This window comes from Desulfatiferula olefinivorans, from assembly GCF_054657895.1.
The window spans coordinates 1-372 of sequence record NZ_BAAHXV010000127.1 but is presented as its reverse complement, the minus strand read 5'-3'; the positions used below and the strand labels follow the sequence as shown (position 1 = coordinate 372).

At 52.4% G+C, this 372-nt stretch carries 1 protein-coding gene; it reads left to right on the top strand.

What is annotated here, in order from left to right; all coding sequences use genetic code 11:
• Window positions 1-336: hypothetical protein (locus ACYQ11_RS22160; RefSeq protein WP_459926015.1), on the top strand; the 336-nt coding region annotated here is incomplete at its 5' end.
• Between the last annotated feature and the right edge of the window lie 36 nt (window positions 337-372).

Here is a 372-nt window from a genome sequence, read left to right as displayed (position 1 = left end):
TCGTTTACTGTGACATCAACGATATCTGCCGGATATCCCACGTTGACGCTGGATAAAACCACCGTCAAACCCGGACAGGAGATCCAGGTTCATTTTACGGCGGCTGAAAATTTCGCCGACAACGCCTGGATCGGCATCATTCCCTCCCATGTTGAGCACGGCAGCGAGCCGGTCAACGACAGCCATGATCTGAGTTACCAGCATTTGAGAAAACGAGCCTCCGGCACACTGACGTTCAAGGCGCCCTCAAAGGAAGGGGCTTACGATTTCAGGATGCACGATACGGACAACAAGGGACGCGAGGTCGCTTCGGTGTCGTTTGTCGTCGCCCATTAATACAAATGGTTATTGAGGTTTGCCCACAATTTGGCA